At 75.2% G+C, this 6911-nt stretch carries 7 protein-coding genes; 4 read left to right on the top strand and 3 right to left on the bottom strand.

Going from position 1 to position 6911, the window contains the following annotated elements; all coding sequences use genetic code 11:
* Nucleotides 1–75 precede the first annotated feature (75 nt).
* Nucleotides 76–1119: a hypothetical protein gene (locus tag ACR9ZG_RS17350; protein ID WP_481286095.1), complete on the bottom strand. Its 1044-nt coding sequence runs from the start codon at nt 1117–1119 to the stop codon at nt 76–78.
* Between the two features lie 86 nt (nt 1120–1205).
* Between ACR9ZG_RS17350 and ACR9ZG_RS17345 the strand changes: the two genes are divergently transcribed.
* Entirely contained in the window at nt 1206–1607 is a 402-nt protein-coding gene (locus ACR9ZG_RS17345; protein ID WP_481286094.1) for a four-helix bundle copper-binding protein, read from the top strand.
* 52 nt (nt 1608–1659) lie between these two features.
* Nucleotides 1660–2475, top strand: a complete 816-nt coding sequence (locus ACR9ZG_RS17340) for an ABC transporter ATP-binding protein (RefSeq protein ID WP_481286093.1) — start codon at nt 1660–1662, stop codon at nt 2473–2475.
* Nucleotides 2476–2495: 20 nt separating this feature from the next.
* Here ACR9ZG_RS17340 and ACR9ZG_RS17335 read toward each other — a convergent pair whose 3' ends face one another.
* Nucleotides 2496–2966, bottom strand: coding sequence for a GNAT family N-acetyltransferase (locus ACR9ZG_RS17335; RefSeq protein ID WP_481286092.1), 471 nt, complete (start codon nt 2964–2966; stop codon nt 2496–2498).
* Between the two features lie 34 nt (nt 2967–3000).
* Here ACR9ZG_RS17335 and ACR9ZG_RS17330 point away from each other — a divergent pair, with 34 nt between their 5' ends.
* Complete coding sequence (locus ACR9ZG_RS17330; protein WP_481286091.1) at nt 3001–3780, top strand: alpha/beta fold hydrolase; 780 nt, start codon at nt 3001–3003, stop codon at nt 3778–3780.
* Between the two features lie 246 nt (nt 3781–4026).
* Entirely contained in the window at nt 4027–5379 is a 1353-nt protein-coding gene (locus ACR9ZG_RS17325) for an FAD-binding oxidoreductase (protein ID WP_481286090.1), read from the top strand.
* Nucleotides 5380–5462: 83 nt separating this feature from the next.
* On the opposite strand, the gene ACR9ZG_RS17320 is transcribed toward ACR9ZG_RS17325, so the two are convergent.
* Nucleotides 5463–6848 (bottom strand): DUF2252 domain-containing protein, encoded by a 1386-nt coding sequence (locus ACR9ZG_RS17320; protein ID WP_481286089.1) that lies wholly within the window; start codon nt 6846–6848, stop codon nt 5463–5465.
* Between the last annotated feature and the right edge of the window lie 63 nt (nt 6849–6911).

Raw genomic sequence — 6911 nt, 5'->3', positions numbered from 1 at the left:
CCGCCGTCACCGCACCCGGCGACTGGGAGGAACGCCCCGAGTGGGAGGCGGTGACGGCGGTCAGCGGGTCGAAGCTCACCACCAGCGATCCTCCTCGGGGGTCGTCGCGAGCGTGGCGGCGAGCGAGGCGTCGTCGCGGCCGCGGTGGTACTGGCTCGCGTAGAGCTCCAGGTCGGCGCAGCGCCGGGCGACGGCGTCGTCGAAGGCGAGCGCCGCAGGCCCGAGCACGTCGCGCACGGCCGCAAGGGCGGCGGTCACGGCGTCGGCGACGACACCGCGCACGACGCGAGCCGGTACTGCCGCGTCGCCGCCCGCGTCGATGACGGCGGCCGCCGCTGCGAGCTGCACGCGCGCCGAGTCGACCAGGCGGTACACCTCGCCGACTCTGGCGCCGGACAGGGCGTCGTCCGGACGGGCGGAGGCGCGCTCGACCAGCGCGCGCAGCAGCGGCAGGCAGCCGCCGTACCAGCACGCGGCAACGCCGACCGCGCCCCAGCGGAACCCGGGCCGCGACAGGTACCAGCCGGGTTCGCCGACGGGGACGGCGGCGGCGCCGGAGAAGCGCAGCGGACCGCTCGCGACCTCGGGCAGCCCGCGGGCGACCCAAGCGGTCGGCTCGGCGGTCACCCCGGGCCCGGTCAGGTGAACGGCGAACATCCTCCGCTCGCCGTCCTCGGTGCGGGCGGTCACCAGCGCGTCGGTGAGACGGTCGCCGAGCGAGCACCACGGCTTGACGCCGTGCAGCGTCCACCCGTCGGCGTCGGCCGCTCCCGGTTCGTGGCGCGCCTCCAGCACGGAGCCGGGGGCCTCGGCGGCGAACACTCCCCAGGTGGTTCCCCGCGCGGGAGCGGGATGACCGGCCTCCGCGAGGATCGCGACGGCATCGAGGTGCGGCTCCAGGACCCGCGCGGCCGTGACGTCGGCGCGGGCGACCTCGGCGAGCGCGGCGAACCGCTCGGCGGTCCGCCCGGAGCCGGGCAGAGGCGCGAGCGTCGCCGGGTCGAGCCGCGCGAGGGCGGCGAGCAGCGGCTCCACCCGGCCCGGGTGCGCGGAAGCGACGGCACGATAGTCGCCGAGCGCGGTGGGGGAGGCGACAGGGTCGACGCGCAGACGGGTCACCTCCTCAATGAACCACGGGGCGGGGGAGTTCTCGACCCCTGGGGGCCGCGGCGTACCCTGACCGGCATCCGACGAAGGGAGCCGCCATGTCCACCGCCTCCGAGATGCTCGCCTCCCACCCCTCGGCGGGAGGGGTCGACGCCGCCGCGCTCGCCGCGTGCATCGACGCCTGCGTCGAGTGCGCGCAGGCGTGCACCGCGTGCGCCGACGCCTGTCTCGCCGAGGAGATGGTCGCCGAACTGCGGGAGTGCATCCGCACCGACCTCGACTGTGCCGACGTGTGCGCCGCCACCGCCGCGGTGGTCACCCGCCGGACCGCGCCGCAGGTGGAGGTGCTGCGCGCCCTCCTGGAGGCGTGCCGGGTCGCCTGCGGCACGTGCGCCGCCGAGTGCGAGCAGCACGCGCACATGCACGAGCACTGCCGGATCTGCGCCGAGGCCTGCCGCCGCTGCGAGCGGGCGTGCGCCGACCTGCTCGCCGTGCTCTGACCGTGCCGTGCTCTGACGATGCGGCACCGGCGCAGTCGGTAACGTGGGGGTGATGAACAGCGCTGCCCCCGCCGTCCTCGAGCTGCACGACGTCACCTTCCGCCGCGACGGGAGGAGCATCCTCGACGGGATCGAGCTCACCGTGCGCGCGGGCGAGCACTGGGCGCTCCTCGGGCCCAACGGCGCGGGCAAGAGCACCATGCTCGGGTTCTGCGGTGCGATGACGTTCCCGACCTCCGGAACGGTCGACGTGCTCGGCCGCCGGCTCGGGCGGGTGGAGCTGCAGGAGCTCCGGCGGCACATCGGCCACGTCAACCCGCGCCACCCGGTGCGCTCGCCGCTGACGGCGCTGGAGGTCGTGCTCACCGGCCTGACCGGCACCCTCGAACCGCCGATGCGGTGGGAGGCGAGCGCCGACGAGACGCGCAGGGCTCTCGACCTCATCGACACCGTCGGGCTCGCCGACCGGGCGGACGCCCGCTGGCCCACCATGTCGCAGGGCGAACGCGGGCGCGCGCTGATCGCCCGGGCGCTGGTCGCCGAGCCGAGCCTCCTGCTGCTCGACGAACCCACGACCGGCCTCGACGTCGCGGCGCGCGAGCAGCTGCTGGAGACGGTCGACGACCTCTCGCACAGCGCACCGGAGCTGGCCTCGGTGCTCGTGACACACCACCTGGAGGAGCTGCCGGAGACGACCACGCACGCGATGCTGATCGCGCACGGGCGCATCGTCGCCGCGGGCGGCATCGAGGAGGCGGTCACGACGGAGACCGTGACCGCGGCCTTCGAGCACGCCATCCGGGTGGAGCGCGACGGCGGCCGGTGGAGTGCTCGGGCCGTCCGCGAGCGGCGGCGCGCGGCCCCCTAGCCGGGCGCACCGTCCCTCCGTCACTCCAACCGCAGCACCAGCTCCTCCACCGGAGCCCCTGCGCCGGCCGCGTACGACAGCTCGCGCCCGGTCTCCACGAACCCCGCACGGTCGAGCACCCGTCGGGAGCCGATGTTGTCGGCGGCGACCCGCGCGTGCAGCGGGCGCACGGGCTCCGCGGCGACGAGGAGGCGCAGGGCCGCGGTCGCGATCCCGCGGTTCCAGAGGTCGCGGCGGATCCAGTAGGTGACCTCGCGCTCGCCGTCGAGCGTGAACGCCGCGACCGTGCCCGCGAAGGCGCCGTCGGCCTCCACTGTCCGCATCCACACCGTGGGGGAGGAGCGCAGCCGGGCGAGGTGCGCGTCGAAGCCGGCCCGGTCGTTAGGGTCGGCGGCGGTGAACGCGGCCATCCGCACCGCCTCAGGGTCGCGCATCATCGCGAAGATCGCGTCGGCGTCGTCGTCGCCCACCGCGCGCAGCGTCACGTGCATGCGCCCGATGCTAGCGCCGGTACGCTGGGGGACCGTGCCCGACTACGCCATCGCCGACGACGGGGTGCGGCTCGCGTTCGAGGAGCGCGGCAGCGGCGTCCCCGTCCTCCTCATCGCCGGGCAGGCGACCGGGATGCGGGGCTGGGGTCCGTTCGCCGACGCGCTCGCCCAGGACTTCCGGGTGGTCACGTTCGACCACCGCGGGATCGACGACAGCGAGGAGGGCGACCCCGCCCGCTACAGCACCCGGCTGTTCGCCGACGACGCGGCAGCGGTGCTCGACGCGGCCGGTGTTGCGGCCGCGCACGTCGTCGGCCACTCGATGGGCGGGAGGGTCGCGCAGTGGCTCGCGGCCGAGCACCCCGCGCGCGTGCGCCGGCTGGTGCTCATCGCGACGAGCGCGAACGACCGGGTCGCGCCGCGCCGCGACCCGGCGGCCGTCGCCGACCTGCTGAGCGGCGACCGCGAGCGCATGACCCCGCTGTTCTTCGATGGCGCGTGGGCCGAGGCGCACCCGGGAACGGTCGACGCGTTCTTCACCCGCACGGCCTCGCGCCCGGCCCTCCGCGGGCACTTCGCCGCGAGCCGCGACCACGACGCGCTGGAGGCGCTGGGCCGCATCCGCGCCGAGACCCTGGTCTTGCACGGCACCCGGGACGCGCTGACGCCCGCCCCGCACGCCCGCCGGCTGGCCGAGGGGATCGCGGGGGCGCGGCTCGACGAGCGCGACGCGAGCCACGGCCTCCACCTCGACACCCCGGAGGTCGTGGAGGCCGTGCGCGCCTTCCTGCTGCCGCCGGCGCAGCGCGGCTGAGCCGCCGGCGCTGGGCCGGCCGCCGCTGAACCGGCCGCCGCTGAGCCGGCCGCCGCTCAGCCGGCCGCCGCCGAACCGGCCGTCGCTGGGGGCCGACCCTGGCCCGACCATCCGTGCTGTCACGGAAAATCCGAGTTTCTCTCGACAAGGTCTGGTGCGAGCCGGCGCGAAGCGGGCATCCTGTGCTCCGGTGCGCCCCGCTGTGCGGCCACCGGACACCCGAGAACACCCGAACAGGAGACCCCCATGTCGCTCACCGAGACCGCCGTCTCGGATCGCTTCCGAGACCTCGCCGCGCGCCTCACCGGCTCCGTGGTGACCGCCGCCGACCCGGACTGGGACGCGGCCCGCCAGGCGTGGAACCTCGCCGCCGACCAGCGCCCGGAGGCCGTCGTCGTCGCGGCCGACGTGCAGGACGTCGTCGCGGCCGTCGAGTTCGCCGCCGCCAACGACCTCCACGTCGTCCCGCAGGGCACCGGCCACCTCGCCGGACCGCTCGGCGACCTCTCCGGCGTGCTGCTGCTGCGCACCGCCGCCCTCCGCGCGGTCGACGTCGATGCCGACGCCCGCACCGTCCGCGTCGGCGCCGGCGTGGTGTGGGGCGAGGTCACGGCCGCGCTCGCGCCGCACGGCCTGGCCGCGCTGGCCGGCTCGTCCGCGGACGTCGGCGTCGCCGGCTACCTGACCGGTGGAGGCTACAGCTGGCTCGCGCGCGAGCACGGGCTGGGCTGCACGGCCGTCACCGCGTTCGAGGTCGTCACCGCCGAGGAGGAGCCCGAGCTGTTCTGGGCGCTGCGCGGCGGCGGCGGGAACACCGCGATCGTCACCTCCCTGACCATGACGGTCTTCCCGATCCCGCAGGTGTACGCCGGCATGATCCTGTACCCGCTGGAGCGGGTGACGGAGGTGCTGCGCGCGTACGAGCGGTGGACGCGGGACCTCACCGAGGCGGCGACCACCTGCGTGCGGATCGTGCGCGTGCCGCCGATGCCGGACATCCCGGAGTTCCTGCGCGGCAAGGCGTTCGTCGGCGTGGACGGCGCGATCGACCTGCCCGACGACGAGGCGGCGGCGGTGCTGCAGCCGCTGCGCGACCTGGGCCCGGTGATCGACACGTTCGGTCCGCTGCCCACCGCGCAGCTCGGGATGCTGCACATGGACCCGCCCGGGCCCGTGCCGGGGATCGGCGACGGCCTCATCCTCAGCGATCTCACCGAGGGCGCGATCGAAGCGCTGGTCGACGTGGCCGGGCCGGAGGCGCAGACCGCGCTGCTCGCGGTCGACCTGCGGCACCTGGGCGGCGCGGTCGCTCGGCCCGCCGAGCAGGGCGGCGCGCTCGACCACCTGTCAGGGCGCTTCCTGCTCTACGCGGTCGGCGTCGTGGCGGACCCGGCGCTCGTGCAGGCGATCCGCGGCGACCTGGCGACGCTGCGCGGCGCGCTGGAGCCGTGGACCGAGCCGATCGACTACGCGAACTTCCGCGAGGTGGCGGTGGAGGCGACCCGCTTCTTCGGTCAGGAGACCCTCGACCGCCTGCGCGCCGTGAAGCACCGCTACGACCCGCAGAACGTCATCCGCACCGCCCACCCGCTGGCCTAGCCCCCGGCGAGTCGCACACCGCCGAGTACGCGGACTCTCCGCGTACTCGGCGGTTTTCGCGCGAATTCGCGCGTACTCGGGGGTTACGTCCTGAAGGCTCCGTCGCGGGCGGACTCCAGGAAGAGCGCGTAGTCGGCCTCCGCCTGGTCCGCGTACGCCTCCGCCCAGCGGGTGACCGCCCGGACGAACGCGTCGCCTCCGCCGAGGTAGCCCGCGATGAAGGCCGCTTTCGGCGAGCGCGCGTGCGCCCTGGCCAGCACCGCCGCGCACACCCGCGCGTAGTCGTGGAACTGCGCCCGGTTCATCGCCGCCAGGTCGAAGGACGCGTTCCGGTTGCGGAACATCCGCATGTAGAACCGGAACCCCTCCGCCGTGACGTACCCGAGGAACGGGTCGGAGACGGCCTGCAGGATGCGCTGGCACGCCACGACGCGGTAGCCCTGCTCGTCGGGCAGCAGCACCGGGTCCAGGTATCCAGGCAGCGGCTGCACCCCGCCGAACCGCTCGACGACCGAGCTGGTCGCCTCCTTCAGCTGCAGGAGCAGCACCTCGTCGACCGGCCCGACGAGCGCGAGGATGAAGCACCGGGTGCCGACGCTGCCCACCCCGACCACGCGCCGGGCGATGTCGGCGATGCGCATCTGCGAGAGCAGCAGCGCCACGTTGGGCGGCACGGTCTGGCGGTAGCGCTCGAACGCCAGCAGCGCCTCGTCGCGCAGCTCGGGCTCCAGCCGGGTGAGGACGGGCGGCTGCTCGACGAACCGGAACCCGCCGTCGCCGCCGTCGGTGAGGACGCGCCGGGCGACCCGCTCGCTGGTCCGCTTCTCCGACGAACGCACGACCTCGGCGATGAGCCGCTCCATGTCCTCGCTCAGCCGGCGCCGGCGCTCGCGCACCGAGGTCGGGGTGAAGTACCGCTCCTGCAGCGGCAGCCGCAGCGCGCGGCGGAGCCAGTCGCGGTAGACGCCGGCCGCGGCGGTCACCGTCTCGCGGATGCGGTCGTCGGGGAGCCGCAGCGACCGGCCGGCGAGCACCACGCTCGTGAGCAGCCGCTTCACGTCCCACTCCCACGGGCCGACCGTCGCCTCGTCGAAGTCGTTGATGTCGAACACCATGGACTGCTCCGGCGAGCGGTAGATGCCGAAGTTCGACAGGTGCGCGTCGCCGCAGATGACGACCTCGGCCCCGGTCTGCGGTCCCGCGGCCAGGTCCGCGGCCTGGATGGCGGCCGTCCCCCGGTAGAAGGCGAACGCGTCGGCACTCATCCGCTCCACCCGCAGATCGATGAGGTTCTGCAGCCGCTGCTCGTGCTGCGCCCGCAGGATGCCGATCGGGTCGCGGCCGGGCGGCGGGGCGTACTCCGCGTGCGCCGAGCGCGGGACGTCGGTGCGGCGCTCGTGCCCCGCCTCCCGCAGCTCGGACTCCAGCAGTGGGCTCTCGGCGCTGGCCGGGCTGGTCTGGGCACTCATGGCGCACCTCCCTCGGGCGCGCTCATCATAGGGCGGGAGGGGCGGGCGCGGGGATGGGCAGTC

The sequence above is a fragment of the Leifsonia sp. KNZ12-8B genome, assembly GCF_056755495.1.
This window is presented reverse-complemented; position numbering and strand designations above follow the sequence as displayed.